The following is a 16,034-nucleotide window of genomic DNA, read 5'->3' on the forward strand; positions in this document are numbered from 1 at the left end:
TAGTATACTTAGTCATTATTTTGAGTTTTCTAACAAAAATATCGAAGGTGACACAATGTTCTATATAAAACAACTACTACACTTCACTTACGAGCAAGCATTCTCTTGCTTATTCCCAGTTGTTATTTTCTTAACACTAGCCCTATCAAAAATCATTTCTATCCCAGGGTTATACCGCTACGATTTCATACTCATCGTATGTCTTCTCATGCAGTGGATTATGTACAAAACTGGACTTGAAACGAAAGACGAATTAAAAGTAATTACTGTCTTCCATTTCATCGGCCTTCTACTAGAAATATATAAAGTACATTTCGGTTCATGGAGTTATCCAGAAGAAGCTTATTCAAAAGTTTTTGGAGTTCCGCTTTACAGTGGTTTTATGTATGCAAGTGTTGCCAGTTACATATGCCAAGCGTGGAGAAGATTGCATTTACAAATGCACCATTGGCCGAGGGCTATTTTTGCCGTACCGCTAGGCGCAATGATTTACTTTAATTTTTTCACACATCATTTTCTATATGACTTTAGATGGGTATTAACTTTACTATTATTCATCGTTTTCTTTCGAACATTTGTGGAATTTTCATTACGAGGCGTTACATATAAAATGCCACTCGTTCTTTCCTTCTTCCTTATCGGGTTCTTCATTTGGATTGCGGAAAACATCGCAACATTTTTCGGAGCATGGCAATATCCAAATCAAAGAGAAGCGTGGAATCTCGTTCACTTAAGCAAAATTAGCTCATGGTTTTTACTCGTTGTTATTAGCATTATGATTGTTACGCAACTCAAATATTTGAAGGAGTCGAAAAGATATTGATGATAATGTCCTCTTTTTTATACATTCTAAAATTATAAACTCTATAAAAAATTCTATTTTAATATATAATCTTATGCTTTAAGAAGAAGGATATTATAAAAATACAGAAAGTGTTGATGGTAATAAAAAAAGATATATATTCCTTGCTCAAGCTCGGAAATACAGAATGACATGATGCTACATACTTTTTCTAAAAAAACCGCTTCTCTTTTATAGAGAAGCGGTTTTTTAACTGAATACAACTATGAATTAACTTTAATTGTTCTGTTTATATATCTTTTCACTTTTGTCCTCCTTGTGATGTATAATGCTTTCTCCTTCAACATCAATGTTAGGCAACATTTTATCCAGCCATTTTGGCAAGTACCATGCTGACTTACCCATTAGAGTCATGACCGCGGGCACGATTGTCATTCTCACAATAAATGCGTCAAAGAAAACACCGAATGTAAGTGCCATGCCTATGGATTTAATGATAGTATCAGGTGCCAACATGAATCCAATAAATACAGACATCATAATTAACCCTGCTGCGACTACGACTCTACCGCTCTCTTGCATTCCTTCTAAAATAGCTCTCTTCGGGTCGCCTGTATGCGTATATACTTCCCGCATCTTGCTCACTAGGAACACCTCATAGTCCATGGCGAGTCCGAACAGAATGCCAATCAGAATGACAGGCAAGAAGGCTAAGATTGGACCGGCTGCCGGGAAACCAAATATATTTTGGAAATGCCCATCCTGCACGAAAAATACCACAGCTCCCAACGTAGCACCAAGAGAAAGCAAAAACCCTAATACTGCTTTTAATGGAATGAGCAGAGATCTAAACACTAGAACTAAGAGTACATATGCAAGTCCCACAATAAGGGCAGCAAAAACTGGCAAGGCATCACTTAGCTTTTGCACAATATCAATATTCATCGCTGCTGTCCCCGTTACCATTAGTTCAATTCCATTTTCTTTCTCGGTCTGGTTCGATCTGTCCCGGATCGCTTTTACCAAATCCTTTGTCTTTGTATCGTCAGGCCCTGTTTTTGGTGCGACGGAAATCATATAAATCTTTCCAGAAGGCCCAGGAATGGCTGGTGTCACACTTTTCACGTCAGATAGGTTACCCAATTCTTTTGCAATAGTGTTCATAGCATTTTGCATTTCAGTTGTTGCTTCCTCTGATTTTGCCACTACCACTAAAGAGGCATGAACTCCTTCTCCATATGCTTCCGTCAATAAATCATATGCTCTTCTTTCTGTTGTTTCTGTAGACTTTGTTGTTCCATCAGAAGGAAGGCCAAGGTTCATATGGAAAAATGGAATCGTAATTACTACAAGTAGTCCGATTGCAAAAACTGTAACAATCAGAGGACGTCTTATGACAAACTCTCCCCATTTATTTGAACCAGCATGTTTCTTACCTGCCCCAGTCATCTTTTGCAAGAATCGATTTTGTTTAGATGGTGCAATCTTATGGCCGACAAGACCTAAGATTGCTGGTAATATGATGACAGAAAGCAACACAGCTATAAGCACAGTAAAGGCTGCGGATACGCCCATCGCTATCAAGAATGGGATTTTTGTAACAGACAGTCCCAAAAGACCTATAATAACTGTTAACCCTGCAAAAATCACAGCACTTCCTGCTGTTCCCGTTGCGATGGCAACAGATTCCGAAACAGAATCTCCTTTTGCAAGTTGCTGTCTAAAACGATTGATAATGAAGAGCGCATAGTCAATGCCTACTGCGAGTCCTAGCATAGCAGCCAAGGATAAAGAAACTGATTGGATTTCCATATAATTGGTCCCAATCATGATTCCTAGCATCCCAATCGCTAATCCAATTATCGCAGTGAGAATTGGCAATCCAGCTACCAGAAAAGACACAAAGGTAAATGCCAAGACTACAAAGGCAACAAGTACTCCGACAATTTCAGTCATACCTGAAGTATCTGAGTCAGAAAACTTAATATCACTTCCTGATAACTCCGTTTGAATGCCAGCATCCCTTGTTGTTTCAATGCTATTTAAAAGCTTATCCTTAGAAATTCCTGTGACCTTTTCCGCTCTCATTTTGTACGTAACAACTGCATATCCAATTTTCTTATCTTTACTAAGATTCTGCAGTTGCATCGGTGCTACCACAGAATCAACCGCTGAATCTTTTTTTATCTCATCAAGAACTTCTGCAATTTTCTGTTGTACTCCCACTGACTCCAAAGTTTCGTTTTTTTGTGCTTTAAACACTACTTTTACTTGGACACCTGCTGGTTGCATCTCTTTAAACTCTTTTTCAATTACTTTTCCTGCTTTATCTGCCGGTGTGTTTGGAATGCTCAGCTCATCCCTGAAAGCGGAACCCATGTTGATTGCAAAAAGCACTAATGCAATAAGAATTGCAAGTGTACCGAATACAATCTTTATCCTATGTTTTACTGCCCAACACCCTAAATTATACAAATATTTTGCCAATTAAAACTCACCCTATTCTTGTCAAAAATTTTTCTTGTTATTACGTTGCAATCTAGAAATACACTTACATTTATTTTGATAATCAATATATAAAGATTATAAAATTTTAATTATAAATTATATCCGAATATATCTCCCTATTTATAGCTTGCAGAATGGCGCCAAATTGCCAATAGGAAACAAAGAAGATGGTACACATTGACAGCAATAATGTCCTTTTATACAATTGTTATCACCATGCTAACAATTGTACTTACATGTGTAAGTATAACAGTGGATTTTCATCTTTCAAGCACTATGTGATGATTTTCACTTAAAACGAACAGAATGAAGGGATGTGTTAGCTTTGAGAAAGTCAAGGGAAGACAGTATACACTCTCAGACATACATTATGGAGGCATTAAGCGCCCTGTTGCACGAACATAAACTGCAAGATATAACTGTAACAGCTATTTGTAAAAAGGCTGGAGTTGCCAGAGTCACATTCTACAAATACTACCGCAACGTTTACGACGTCGTGCAAGTATCTGTGGATGAAATTGTTCAACAATTCTTGAATGAGGTTGATAGTTTGGATCCGTATGAAAGTATGCAGCTAATTATTGAATATATCATAGAGGGATTTGTGTCTGCACAGAAACCATCAGGAAAATTGCTGGATTCAAATATATCTAATATGATGCTTGATTATTTGAATTACACAATGGAAAAGGTCTTTCAAGCAGATATTACGCGCAATCATGAAATAAGTAGAATGCAGATCCTATTTTTAGCAGGAGGTATCTATAATATTGTTAACGATTGGCTTAAAAGAGGGACAAAGGAATCTCCCCAAGCACTTGCTGCAAAAATATACGAGATTCTTCCATACGGGACAGCAGATACCAGAAATTTTACAAGCTCCTGATACAACTATTCCATCTTTTATTACATCTCAAAAAATGTGCATTACATACAAAGCTACGAGTAGTTCATCTAACCATAAACGACCGTTAATGGAACTCTAGTTATTTCTACTCAAGAAAACTCATGACCAAAAACAAAAGGCCCTAACATATTAGCCATGTATAATATGTTAGGGCCTTTCTATTTTTAGTATTTTTAATTTAGCTCTTAATAATTTTAAAACTGTAGGACCTTTTTACATATTTATTTTCCTGCTTTAATAATACGTTCCATCGTCTTCATCTGACCAATATGATCTGCTTCATGATAAAGCATCATACCGTAAAGCTCACCAACTGTTTCTAGTCCTAGGAACGGCTCTGGCAGTTTATTCTCAAATGCTTCTGCTGGAATTTCGTTAATACGCTTTGCTTGTTCTTTTAATTGGGCCATTAATACTTCTAATGACGGTCCTTCTGTTTTCCATTTAGATGGTCTTGATCCATACCCAAACATGCCTGGATATTCAGTTGGTAATTGTTTGAATTCTTTTCCAAACATGAAAACTTCTGCTGCCGTTAATACATGACCGATATGCCAGCGAATTGTATTGTTAAAGCCATCCGGCTGCGTATCCGCAGTTTTATCATCTAACGTCTCCATAAATTTAAGTAATGCCCCGCGCGTTATTTCAAATTGTTTTAAACCAACTAGTCTATTCATTTAATCGTTCCCCTTCTTCATGTACCATTTATTATGAACTAAGAATGTTCAACTTATTAAAGTTTCACCTTGTTTAATCTATCAGAAACGATTAAGAAAAACATCTAATATGCTTAGTAAAAATATTTAAAAGGTTCACCCCTAATAAATATAGAATTACTTACTACACAGTTAGTTTAGTAAATAATAGAGGAGTGTCAATTACATGTTACATATTTTAAAACAACAATATAGTCTTATTAGCTCTACAAGAGAAACCTTATTTTCATTTTTGGAAGAAATCCCATTAGAAAAATTGCACAGCACAGTTCCGAATTTCGGAAATGGTAGCATTATAAAAACACATATTCATGTAGCCGATTGCTATCGATACTGGCTTGGATCATTCGCATTCAAGCAAAAACGAGCAGATTTTTTATTCGCTAGTGATTATGAAGTTGAGCATGCAGATATCACGAAAATCCGTGCTAGATTTAAGTTAGTAGATGAGACTGTACAACGTTTTTTAGACGAATACAATGACCGTTGGCTCGAAAATATAGCAAATGAAGTGAAATGGCAAAAAGAACCTTGGAGTACAACACCGTTATGGCTTTTAACTCATACGGAGACGCATGAGTTTCACCATAAAGGACAAATTGTATCTATGGCTCGTCACCTTGGATACAATCCTCCAGACACAGACCTTAGTTAATACATTCGTGTTCATTTAAAAGCGGAATGAGCAGCAATAATAATAGTATTATCAAAAAACTCGTTGCTACATTTTGTTGTGTATAAAACTTTTATTATTTGTTTTAGGTATACCATACCATTATAAAATTCATGTAACATCGAATTAAGGTTCATATTTTTTATGTAACTCATTGAAGAAAGTTTAAGTATTTATACATTCAATTACTAACTAAAGGAGAAAATTATAATGAGATTAGAGAGCGAAAGAATTTATTTAAGGCCTCTTTGTCAGCTAGATGCTCCTATTATATTAGAAAGTACAATGAATGATGAAATAAGATATATGACTGGAACTAAGTCCACTTTTTCATTGGAGCAAATCACGAAACATATAGATCATATAAATAATAATTCAAGTCGCTATGATTTCGCTATTTGTTTACAAAGCACTGACGAGATGATTGGAGAGTTGTCGATTTTAGATATCGATGAGGAGAACAAAAGAGCAGGATTCAGAATATCAATGCTTTCCATAGCATTAACAGGACAAGGTTATGGAACTGAAGCTATTACAATCGTTTTAAGATTTGTTTTTGAACAACTATCATTAAATCGTTTACAGTTAGAAGTATTTAGCCATAATTTACGCGGAATTAAAGCTTATGAAAAAGTTGGTTTTGTAAAAGAAGGAACCTTACGTCAATCTTTATTTTATAACGATACATACTCAGATGAAATTATTATGGCCATACTTAAAAGCGATTATAGAGAGACCTTTGTAAATGACTGTACTTAATCTATGAAACAATTTTAAAGAACCTTACCACAATAAAATGTAGTAAGGCTCTTTCTTTTTTATATCAAATAACAGCTCTTAACGCATTTATAATCGTATTAATACCAAATTGTCTCAGCATAATTATATGCATCACTATTTGGTATAGCATGTTTCCCTTGTGCTTGTGCCTTTCTTGGATCTAAATCATATACCATTGGCGTATAGCATGATGTTTGCCCTTTATTCACAACACCATTTCCTCCAGCACTTCCGCAAGTATATGCCTTTCCATCGGTTTTTCTGACTATCCTTGCATCAGCTTCATTATTATAAACCGCTGCATGTGTTACAGTAACCTTTGCCCACGCTGTTTTACATGTCGTGCTAAATTTTAATTCCACATATGAATTAGAATCAATCCACTTCTTTTCTTTCGTTACTGCTGATTGATCACAGCTATTGTAGTAAGGACTTTTCCCATCATATGAATGGTCTTCTGCAAATGCTTTATCATTATTCATCGTACTAAAAACACTAGTTATGACGAGCAATGCCAGACAAAGACATGCGCTTACCTTTTTAAATAGCTTCATAGCATTCCACTCCTTTATTAATAACGTCCAGTTTTCCCGTAGCCATTATTAATCGTCACCGCTTCGGCATCAGCTGTATAACCAAAATCCGCAGTTAAATCAAACACCATTCCTGTATACGTACTCGTTTGTCCTGTTTTAATTGCTCCATTACCACTATTAGAATCTACTGATTTTTGGAATACACCATTTTTATATTTATTAATAACAGCGTAAGCATATACTCCTCCAGAAACAGAAGGTGCTGGTTGATCTAAAACAAACTTAGACCATGCCGTGTGACAGTTATTACTGTAACGTAAATACACTGTTCCTACTTTTTTACTACCTTCATACACCGCTGTAGACTTTGCATTAAATCCATCTGCATCACATGTTGTACTGCCTCCGTATACTTTCGTTGTTGCTGGATTTTTCCCGTCATAATAACTACTCAGATCAGTAGCTGCAAATGTACTTCCTTGAAAACTAAATAATACCCCTACACTCGCTACACTTAACACACATACTTTCATTAACTTTTTAAACATTGTAAATCTCCTCCCTCAAAATAAGTACGTATACTAAAGACAATCTCCTCCCTATGTACGCCCCTCCTTTCGTGCTGCCTAGAGGCATCTTACAGAAACGAATAAAAGTTGTAAATTCCCTTACGATTATTGGAATATACGAAGAAATTTACTTATCCTTTTAAGAAAAAAAGTTGAGAAATACACATTTGAAAACATCCTTTATTTAAAACATAAAGAACCGATACTCGTTTCATGCAAGCATCGGTTCTTTATACAAAATTGCCATTTTTTCTTTTATATAAAATAAATATTTCTCCACTTAATCCGTTATAAAAAACTCCCTCGTTACATCAATAAACTGCTGCAGTGGCACTGTCATCCATTTATCTTTATGCCAAGCAATTTGTGTGAAAATTGGATTGATAGTATGTTCTAGATGTAACTCTTTTATCGTCCCCTCTCGTATATCTTTTTCTACTACTATCGCCGGTAAAACGGCTATACCCAAATCTGCAATCACACATTGTTTAATTGCCTCTACACTAACAAATTCAATCTTATTTGCTGGATATATGTCTTTCGCACGAAATAACTCCTCAAATAAAGTCCGATATGAGCACCCTATTTCTGTTAATAAAAGTGTTTCCTTCTCTAAATCTTTTATAGAGACGGAAGTTTGCTGGAGTAAATGATGCCCTGAAGCAGCTACTACTTTTAATTCTTCTTTCATAAGCGGCTCCACATGTAAAGCATCTTCTGTTTTACATTCGTCCAAAATAAATGCAAAATCGACTTTTCCCTCCATCAATTGCTCCTTCGCATCTTTATTGGAATGCGCTGGTTTAAATATAAGCTTTATTTCAGGAAATTGTGCTTTAAACCTCTTTAATATAGATGGAAGCCTATATGTACACTGACTTTCTTGTGCACCAATCGTTAACGTACCAGCTATTTCTTCATCATCTTTCACAGCCATTTTCGCTTCGTTACTAAGTGCAATCATCTTATCAGCATATAGTTGAAACTTCCTTCCTGCTTCAGTTAAGAAAAGACGTTTCCCTAATCTTTCAAATAACGGCGTATCTAGCTCAGCTTCTAACGTTTTAATTTGCGCTGTCACGCTCGATTGAGCAAAGTTTAATTTCTTCGCAGTTTGTGTAAAGTTCAAAGTATCCGCGGCTATTTTAAATGTAATTAACTGTTTTATCTCCATTTATCATCCCTCTTTTTCAATCGGTATTTCCGATTGATTTCATCGAAATAATCCTCTTTGTCTATTGATATTTGTATTGTATGATAAAGAGCATCGACAAACAATATAAATGGAGGTATTCCATATGAAAGCACTTTGTTTCGAACAGTTCGGAAATCCGGATGTACTACAATATAAAGAAATACATGATCCAATCATAAATGCAAATGAAATTCTTGTCCGCACGAAAGCAATCGGTTTAAACTTTGCTGATATTTATAGACGCCGCGGTGATTATCATCTCGCTGGCAATCCGCCTTATATATTAGGTTATGAAGGGGCTGGTATTGTTGAAGAAGTAGGAGCTAACGTTACGAATATCCATCCTGGAGATCGTATCGCATTTGCTGACGTTCCATTTGCAAATGCAGGATTAGTTGCCGTTCCATCAGAAAAAGCAATCCCACTTCCGGATTCTATTTCTTTTGAAACAGCCGCTTCTGTCTTATTGCAAGGTTTAACAGCACATTATTTAACGAAAGATAGCTACCAAATAAAACAAGGTGATACAGCTTTAGTCCATGCTGCGGCTGGCGGCGTTGGTCAACTTCTTATTCAAATGATAAAACTACTGGGCGGAAAAGCAATCGGCCTCACGTCATCAAACGAAAAAGCAAAGATAGCCACGTTAGCTGGTGCTGATCACGTATTTTTATATACGGAAGCATGGCATACAAAAGTAGTTGAAATAACAAATAGTGATGGAGTAAATGTTGTGTATGAATCAGTAGGTTCTACATTAGAGAAAAGTTTTAACGCTACTAAAACTGGTGGTACTGTCGTATTTTACGGAATGGCCGGTGGTAATCCTGCGCCAGTTGATCCGCGTATGCTTATGGATACTTCAAAAACTTTAACTGGCGGAGACCTTTGGAACGTGCTTACTACTTTTGAAGAACGAAAAAAACGCTCTACTCAATTATTTGATTGGATCGCAAGTGGAAAATTAAACATCGCGAGCCCTACTACATTCTCTTTACAAGACGGTGCTCGCGCCCATGAATTATTAGAGAGCAGAAAAAGTACAGGGAAGATTTTATTAATTCCATAATTGTTCCAATAAAAAAAGAAGCTTTATCAAGACCTAAATTGAAAAAATTGATAAATGAAAGGAGATAACATATTTTATATGACTAATATGTTATCTCCTTTCTTCTTCAAATAACGGGCCAGTATAGCTTTCGAATAAATTCTGATAATTTTTGTGCTCCTTGCTCAATTAAAACGCTCTTTAATTGAATATGGATTTTTTTATTTGTATATTGCTAGGAAATTATCATTTCATTTTTGAGTAAGATTACGTACGGATTTATGCTAAAAACTAGAATTCGATCCTATAACGACTGTAGCGTCTAGTTCCTCGTCTCTAGCCACTCTTGTGGTAAGCCCAGCACCAGCAAAGATTTCAAAGGTCTGAGTTGCCTGCATTTTACTCGTCTCTATTAAAAGATGCCCTCCCGGTGCGAGCCAGAGAAATGCTTCTTTTGCTACTCTTCGCTGAATGTCGAGTCCATCCTCTCCTCCGTCTAGCGCCACATTCGGTTCATGTAGGCGGGCCTCCTGTGGAAGCAGCTTTATTGCCTCGGTAGGAACATAAGGTACGTTGGCAACTAAGGTGTTCACATGTCCTTTAAGTGCGTGAGGCAAAGCTTTATACAAATCACCTTCAAAAACATGGCCACCGAAATTTGTTACGTTGCGGCTAGCACATCGTACTGCGACAGGATCAATGTCAACAGAATACAATTCAACTCGTCCTAAAGCTGCCGCCAGAGCTACACCGACAGCACCTGAACCGCAACATAGATCAACGACGATATCACCAAAGCATAACAGAGCTTCTGCTTGGTGAACAAGAAACTCGGTACGTTGACGAGGTACGAAAACACCTCGGTCCACTTCTATCCGCAACCCACAAAATTCTGTGTATCCAACAACATATTCAAGTGGTAAACCATCGGCTCGCATTTCCACCATTCTCTTGAGGTCCTCTGGAGTTCGGGCTGCAGAAATAAGTAACCGGGTCTCTTCTTCTGCGAAAACACAACCCGCGCTCTGAAGCCTGTTAATTATACATTTTTCCGTTTTATTGTCCAAAAAGGAATTACATTCTTTTCCTATTTACCTCACCACTTTTTCTTATTTATAAACCTGTATTCGCTAAAAATTGGATGTATCCTTTTTAACAAAGTGGTCCTATTCAAAAAAATACGCCCTTTTTTAATTAAATGACCCAATTGTTGAACAAAGAAACACTCTACACAATAGAAAAACTTACCATAACATCCCAATATAACCTTATAAATGATGTACTAAAAAAATGAAAAGGAAGCTAGATTTCTCTACCTTCCTTTTCTTATTTCTATATGAATTTTTTATATTTCCACACTTTCTTTCCCTTTTGCAACATAGCTCATATCTCCAACCGACTCAACTGTGTATGTTCCACCTTGATATACAATCTTCGTCACACTAGCATTTTCCACTCCAAGTTTTGTTTTACTACTGTCTAACATTTCTATTAAGGTAGTAATCAACAACCCATGAACAACAACTAAAACATTACCGCCACCATTTACAGCAGATTCTTCACTAATTTTATCAATCTCTGCTTTTATACGAGTAGAAAATAACTCCCAATTTTCTGCCTGTTTCGTAGGATCTGCTGCTCTAATAAGATCAATCACTTCTTGAATAGAAAACTTCATAAGTTCTTCTGGTGATGCAACACCCGCAGCTTTTCCAACCACATCCCACATATTTTCAAGCTTTTCACCTTCAAAAATACCGAAATTTAATTCTCTTAAATTTTTCCTTTGCTCAAGTTTCAATTTTGATTGCTCACTATATTTTAATACTAAATTAGCAGTTTCAATCGCGCGGCCGCTATCACTACTATACGCACTTGTAAAATGAATATCTTTTAATCCCGTTCCTAAATTAGAGGCAACTTCCACACCTTTTTCTACTAACGGAGAGTCTGCCCAACCTTGCGCGCGATGGTTCGTATTTAATATTGTTTTACCGTGTCTTGTAACATATAACGTAACTACATTCTCATTGCTATTTGTTTCTCGATTCTTCATTCAATTCTCTCCCTTTACATTTCTATATCAATTTTACCACCTTAATTATTCATTGAGCAAAATATATGTAAGTAGCTTCGCTTAATAAAAAACGCTACCTTTCTGTATATCCATACAAAAAGATAGCATCTTTTATGATTACATTTCTTAACCGATACTCCTACTCAGCAAAAGCACTCGAATATTGCACAATTCCTTTTACACCTTCAAGAGCATTTTCTCTTAATTCCATCGCCATAAACACTTCATCTGGCACTTCAAATGGTGCTTTTATATTCCACTCACTTGCTTTCTTAAAACCAAATTTCGGATAGTACTCTGGATGTCCTAATACTACAACTGATCCGTATCCGAGTTCTTTCGCTTTTTCTAGCGCAGCTACAATAAGTTTCCCGCCAATACCTTTTTTCTGATGGCCCGTAGCAACTGAAACTGGGGCAAGCGCTAATGAATCTACAGAAGCTCCATCCTTTTCTATCTTAATTTTCGATAACATAATATGCCCGACTATTTCCTCGTCTACCGCAACGATAGATAACTCAGGAACAAACGCGTCACATTCTCTAATACGCTTTACAAGTTCATGTTCTGTTTTATCGCTAAATTCTTCATGTAAAAATGCTTGCTGTACAACTTCTTCTGTTTTTCTATACTCATTTTGTTGCTCTTGTCTAATCTTTACCATTTTAACTTATCCTCTATTCTTTCTTATTTCTTTTTGGATTTTACGAAGCGCTTTTTTCGACCCACGCTCAATATCATGCTGCATTTTTCTTTCTTTATAATCGACAAATAGTGTATTTAAATCGTATCCCTCTGGGTATAATTCCTTTGCTGCTACTTCTAATGTAATACGTTTTACATTTACTTCAACAAATTCACCGTTATAATAGACAACGACGTTATAGAAATTATCTATTTCCTTATAGATAATACCAAAATCATCATAATCCAATAAATTTACGCGATCCCCAATTTTGTACTCATAATTATTTTCTCTTTTTTCTTGCACAAATTTCGGTTTTCTAATTTTACTTTCATTCACTTTTTCTAAAGCGTATTCTTTATTTCCCATGTACTCTTTCGCTCTTTTCAGTACATGTTCTCTTACGTTCATTTTATTTGCAATCCAAAGTGCATTACTTTCACCTGATTTACCGATTACTAATTTATAAAGTGGTTCTAACGTTTCACTATTAAATTGCATTGCTGCGTTCATAAAATCATCGTGCATTTCTGAGAATCGCTTAATTTCACCGTAATGTGTACTCGCAACTGTAATACATCCCGCAAGATAAAACTCCTCTAAAATAGAAATTGCAAGTGCTGCCCCTTCATTCGGCTCGGTTCCGCTTCCTATTTCATCAAACAATAGAAGCGTATTATTATTTGACATCCTCATAATCTCAGATAAATTTTTCATATGTGATGAAAATGTACTGAGTGCATTTTCGATACTTTGATTATCACCAATATCTACAAATACATTGTCAAAAATAGCAATTTCCGTTTCTTTATCTCCAGCAATATGAAGGCCTGACATTGTCGCTAATGTTAGTAGTCCAATTGTTTTTAATACAATTGTCTTCCCGCCCGCATTCGGTCCTGTAATAATTAAACTTCGGTAGTTTTGACCGATTTCAAAGTGTAACGGTACTACGTTCCCACTTAAAAGCGGATGCTTACAATTTACTAAATGAATGTAGCCATGATCATTTAACTTCGGCTCTATTCCATCGATTGATTTACTAAACTTCGCTTTCGCAAATACCATATCGTATTGACTAATTAATTCCATATTAATTTTTATATGATAAATGTTTTCTACTACCATTCCTGATAAAGTTGCTAAAATTTGATACTCTTCCATCGCTTCTTCTGCTTTCAAACTTGCGAGTTCCACATTTAACTTTGTAACCGTATGCGGTTCTATAAATACAGTAGAGCCTTTTGCCGAGGCTTCAACTACACTTCCCTCAACTTGATTTTTATAAGAAGATTTAATTGGAATTGTATACCTATCATCCTTCTTACTAATGAAGAACTCCTGAATATACTTCTTATTTGCACTATTATTTAAAAACTTCGTTAAACGTTCTTTTATTTTCCCATCTACTGAATCAATGTTATTTCGAATTCGTTTTAACTCTTTACTAGCGACAGAATCAATACTATTTCCTTTAATTGAAAAGTTAATTTCCTCTTCAATACTTTTATATTCAGTCATTGAATTTGCATAAGAAGCTAATACTGGCGCAAAAAATTCTTTATCTAACATAAACTTTTTAATCTTTCTACATCCACGTAAAAAATCTGAAACACTTACTAATTCTTCTGGATCTAAAATCATCCCTTTTTCTAATTTTTGAATTGTACTTGCGATATTTGAAATACCGAAGAAAGGAACATGCCCTTCTGCATCTAATATAGCTCGCGCTTCAGTTGTTTCATTCAAACGATTTCTCACTACTTTAATACTCGTACTTGGTTCTAATTTATTTAATAATTCCTTACCTAATCCACTTACGCAATAAGATTTCACTATATCCTTTAATTCGCTATATTGTAACTTTTCAAAAGTCATCGTATTCATTTTGTTTCTCCTCACTATGATTGATTTCTATCATAAATGAAGATACCTACTCATTAGATTCCAATGAGTTCTACATTATCCAATTACCATTTTTATACATTAAAAATATATACAAAAAAGCTGCGGGGATACCGCAGCTTTTACATTTACAAGGCATGAGTAATAACATATGAGGAAATAAACCATAAAAACGGATGGAAATCCCCTTATTACACGCTTTATAAAGTATTGTAGGTATCTTCATAGGTATCGAAATAAATCCATGACAAAATTAGGGGTATGGTATACATAAAAATCCCCTGGTCTTATCCGATTTATTTCATTAAATTTTTCCTATTTAGTACCTACCGCACTCACAAAAAGCACCTCTCATTAATTTATATTATAGTCATTGAAATCTAATTTACTGAAATCATCATACTATATGTTTTATAAGAAGTAAAGGTGTCAGACTATTTCCTTGCAGATTGTAAAGCTTTCATATAATCAGCCTTTTTCTCAAGGGTCTTTTTCGCATCTTCAGCCGTTACTATATAATCTACCGCAATATGTAGTAATACATCCTTATTAGCATTTGGCAGCTGAATCGTTATATCATCCACACTACTATTACTATTTTCAATCGTTTTATTAAATTCCTGAATACTTCTTGCAACTTCCGCTAATGTTTCCATATGCACAGAATTGTTTACATCTAAAACAATATTACTTTTAAAAACTGCCGTATAATACTGTTGCAAGTTTTTCTTCGCTATTTTTTCCTCAGCATTCTTATTGAAAACATCGTCCCCAGTCTGCAATTGATTAAAAGTAAATATAGTGTTATTCTTTTTCTCTTCATAATATGTATTAAACTTTCCTTGTAAATCATTGGTTTTCTTTTTTATTTTATAATTATCATTATTTACTTCTGGAGAGATTTGTCCCTCGAAATAAAGTTGAAATTGCAAATGCGGTTCATCGGCTTGCTGTACAGTAGCTATCCGCCCCTTGGGACCAAGGAAGTCCTTTCCATTGCCCAATGTTTCAACGCCGTTTAATTTAACCGCCATACCATACTCCGCTTTTGTATAACTTTGTGCTTTTTGTTCAATTTCTTCATCCGATATATCACATGATGTTAATAGTAATAAACTAAGCATTATGCTACATTTCATTATTGTTCTTTTCATATTGCCTCTCCTTTTGCTACTACCACCTATACAGAAATGTCCTTAAGGATTTTAATTTACGATTTATATAAAAAACTTCTTCTAATAACCACTACATCAAATCACCTTCGCTGACTTAAATAATAAAAATTCATCACTTTGCCTTAGAAAGCCCTAATAATCATAAGTACAAAAACATTAATTATCATTTTACACTTATAGTGTAATTTTACACTATAAGCATTTTATCGTAAAGCAAATATAATATCTATTTAAATCACATTAAAAACATACTAATATTTAGTTCTATAGTAATCACAGTAAGGAGATGTTCTTCAAGTACGAATAAGAGAAACACGGGTGACATCATTTATTCCAATGCATTTCTTGTTGTTTCAAAATTCGACTAGTTCTTTTATTAAAATAAAGATTTAGGAATGATAACAATATAAAAAGAAGAGGAAAACTTATATTTCAGTCTACCTCTTCTTTTCTAT

Annotated in this window: 15 protein-coding genes; 5 read left to right on the top strand and 10 right to left on the bottom strand. The window is 35.1% G+C overall.

All coding sequences use genetic code 11. The annotated features are described in order from the left end of the window. Positions 1 to 55 precede the first annotated feature (55 nt). A complete protein-coding gene (locus AC2CGR_RS12310) occupies positions 56 to 823 on the top strand; it encodes a DUF817 domain-containing protein (RefSeq protein WP_087967457.1) in 768 nt (255 codons plus the stop codon). Between the two features lie 255 nt (positions 824 to 1,078). Here AC2CGR_RS12310 and AC2CGR_RS12315 read toward each other — a convergent pair whose 3' ends face one another. After that, a complete protein-coding gene (locus AC2CGR_RS12315) occupies positions 1,079 to 3,289 on the bottom strand; it encodes an MMPL family transporter (RefSeq protein WP_327918734.1) in 2,211 nt (736 codons plus the stop codon). 391 nt (positions 3,290 to 3,680) lie between these two features. Between AC2CGR_RS12315 and AC2CGR_RS12320 the strand changes: the two genes are divergently transcribed. Beyond that, positions 3,681 to 4,196, top strand: coding sequence for a TetR/AcrR family transcriptional regulator (locus AC2CGR_RS12320; RefSeq protein WP_087954937.1), 516 nt, complete (start codon positions 3,681 to 3,683; stop codon positions 4,194 to 4,196). 242 nt (positions 4,197 to 4,438) lie between these two features. Here the strand turns inward: AC2CGR_RS12320 and AC2CGR_RS12325 are convergent, their stop codons facing one another. Then, a complete protein-coding gene (locus tag AC2CGR_RS12325; RefSeq protein WP_087967455.1) occupies positions 4,439 to 4,897 on the bottom strand; it encodes a DinB family protein in 459 nt (152 codons plus the stop codon). 205 nt (positions 4,898 to 5,102) lie between these two features. Between AC2CGR_RS12325 and AC2CGR_RS12330 the strand changes: the two genes are divergently transcribed. Both AC2CGR_RS12330 and AC2CGR_RS12335 read left to right on the top strand, forming a co-directional pair. Further along, a complete protein-coding gene (locus AC2CGR_RS12330) occupies positions 5,103 to 5,591 on the top strand; it encodes a DinB family protein (RefSeq protein WP_087967453.1) in 489 nt (162 codons plus the stop codon). 228 nt (positions 5,592 to 5,819) lie between these two features. Then, positions 5,820 to 6,368 (top strand): GNAT family N-acetyltransferase, encoded by a 549-nt coding sequence (locus AC2CGR_RS12335; RefSeq protein ID WP_071715721.1) that lies wholly within the window; start codon positions 5,820 to 5,822, stop codon positions 6,366 to 6,368. 98 nt (positions 6,369 to 6,466) lie between these two features. Here the strand turns inward: AC2CGR_RS12335 and AC2CGR_RS12340 are convergent, their stop codons facing one another. From AC2CGR_RS12340 to AC2CGR_RS12350, 3 genes are all read right to left on the bottom strand, one after another. Continuing rightward, entirely contained in the window at positions 6,467 to 6,943 is a 477-nt protein-coding gene (locus AC2CGR_RS12340) for a DUF2690 domain-containing protein (RefSeq protein WP_071715722.1), read from the bottom strand. Between the two features lie 17 nt (positions 6,944 to 6,960). After that, positions 6,961 to 7,473: a DUF2690 domain-containing protein gene (locus AC2CGR_RS12345; protein ID WP_484480880.1), complete on the bottom strand. Its 513-nt coding sequence runs from the start codon at positions 7,471 to 7,473 to the stop codon at positions 6,961 to 6,963. 301 nt (positions 7,474 to 7,774) lie between these two features. Next, positions 7,775 to 8,668, bottom strand: coding sequence for a LysR family transcriptional regulator (locus AC2CGR_RS12350; protein WP_087967449.1), 894 nt, complete (start codon positions 8,666 to 8,668; stop codon positions 7,775 to 7,777). A gap of 124 nt (positions 8,669 to 8,792) precedes the next feature. Here AC2CGR_RS12350 and AC2CGR_RS12355 point away from each other — a divergent pair, with 124 nt between their 5' ends. Continuing rightward, positions 8,793 to 9,758 carry a quinone oxidoreductase family protein gene (locus tag AC2CGR_RS12355; RefSeq protein WP_087967448.1) on the top strand — a complete coding sequence of 322 codons (966 nt, stop codon included), beginning with the start codon at positions 8,793 to 8,795 and terminating at the stop codon, positions 9,756 to 9,758. A 263-nt stretch (positions 9,759 to 10,021) separates the two neighbouring features. Here AC2CGR_RS12355 and AC2CGR_RS12360 read toward each other — a convergent pair whose 3' ends face one another. From AC2CGR_RS12360 to AC2CGR_RS12380, 5 genes are all read right to left on the bottom strand, one after another. Next, positions 10,022 to 10,804 carry a putative protein N(5)-glutamine methyltransferase gene (locus tag AC2CGR_RS12360; RefSeq protein ID WP_000369193.1) on the bottom strand — a complete coding sequence of 261 codons (783 nt, stop codon included), beginning with the start codon at positions 10,802 to 10,804 and terminating at the stop codon, positions 10,022 to 10,024. Between the two features lie 278 nt (positions 10,805 to 11,082). Further along, a complete protein-coding gene (locus AC2CGR_RS12365; RefSeq protein WP_071722783.1) occupies positions 11,083 to 11,793 on the bottom strand; it encodes a histidine phosphatase family protein in 711 nt (236 codons plus the stop codon). A gap of 160 nt (positions 11,794 to 11,953) precedes the next feature. Beyond that, positions 11,954 to 12,478: a GNAT family N-acetyltransferase gene (locus AC2CGR_RS12370; protein WP_061131723.1), complete on the bottom strand. Its 525-nt coding sequence runs from the start codon at positions 12,476 to 12,478 to the stop codon at positions 11,954 to 11,956. Between the two features lie 6 nt (positions 12,479 to 12,484). Continuing rightward, entirely contained in the window at positions 12,485 to 14,386 is a 1,902-nt protein-coding gene (locus AC2CGR_RS12375) for an endonuclease MutS2 (protein ID WP_484480881.1), read from the bottom strand. 452 nt (positions 14,387 to 14,838) lie between these two features. Beyond that, positions 14,839 to 15,558: a hypothetical protein gene (locus AC2CGR_RS12380; protein ID WP_087967444.1), complete on the bottom strand. Its 720-nt coding sequence runs from the start codon at positions 15,556 to 15,558 to the stop codon at positions 14,839 to 14,841. Between the last annotated feature and the right edge of the window lie 476 nt (positions 15,559 to 16,034).

It is taken from the genome of Bacillus sp. LSHTCR4, assembly GCF_057197025.1.

Bases quoted from the DNA above. Each gene is read 5' to 3' on its own strand.
- AC2CGR_RS12340 (WP_071715722.1), bottom strand. From the start codon at position 6,943: ATGAAGCTATTTAAAAAGGTAAGCGCATGTCTTTGTCTGGCATTGCTC.
- AC2CGR_RS12380 (WP_087967444.1), bottom strand. From the start codon at position 15,558: ATGAAAAGAACAATAATGAAATGTAGCATAATGCTTAGTTTATTACTA.
- AC2CGR_RS12330 (WP_087967453.1), top strand. From the start codon at position 5,103: ATGTTACATATTTTAAAACAACAATATAGTCTTATTAGCTCTACAAGA.
- AC2CGR_RS12310 (WP_087967457.1), top strand. From the start codon at position 56: ATGTTCTATATAAAACAACTACTACACTTCACTTACGAGCAAGCATTC.
- AC2CGR_RS12355 (WP_087967448.1), top strand. From the start codon at position 8,793: ATGAAAGCACTTTGTTTCGAACAGTTCGGAAATCCGGATGTACTACAA.
- AC2CGR_RS12335 (WP_071715721.1), top strand. From the start codon at position 5,820: ATGAGATTAGAGAGCGAAAGAATTTATTTAAGGCCTCTTTGTCAGCTA.
- AC2CGR_RS12365 (WP_071722783.1), bottom strand. From the start codon at position 11,793: ATGAAGAATCGAGAAACAAATAGCAATGAGAATGTAGTTACGTTATAT.
- AC2CGR_RS12375 (WP_484480881.1), bottom strand. From the start codon at position 14,386: ATGAATACGATGACTTTTGAAAAGTTACAATATAGCGAATTAAAGGAT.
- AC2CGR_RS12350 (WP_087967449.1), bottom strand. From the start codon at position 8,668: ATGGAGATAAAACAGTTAATTACATTTAAAATAGCCGCGGATACTTTG.
- AC2CGR_RS12325 (WP_087967455.1), bottom strand. From the start codon at position 4,897: ATGAATAGACTAGTTGGTTTAAAACAATTTGAAATAACGCGCGGGGCA.
- AC2CGR_RS12320 (WP_087954937.1), top strand. From the start codon at position 3,681: ATGGAGGCATTAAGCGCCCTGTTGCACGAACATAAACTGCAAGATATA.
- AC2CGR_RS12370 (WP_061131723.1), bottom strand. From the start codon at position 12,478: ATGGTAAAGATTAGACAAGAGCAACAAAATGAGTATAGAAAAACAGAA.
- AC2CGR_RS12345 (WP_484480880.1), bottom strand. From the start codon at position 7,473: ATGTTTAAAAAGTTAATGAAAGTATGTGTGTTAAGTGTAGCGAGTGTA.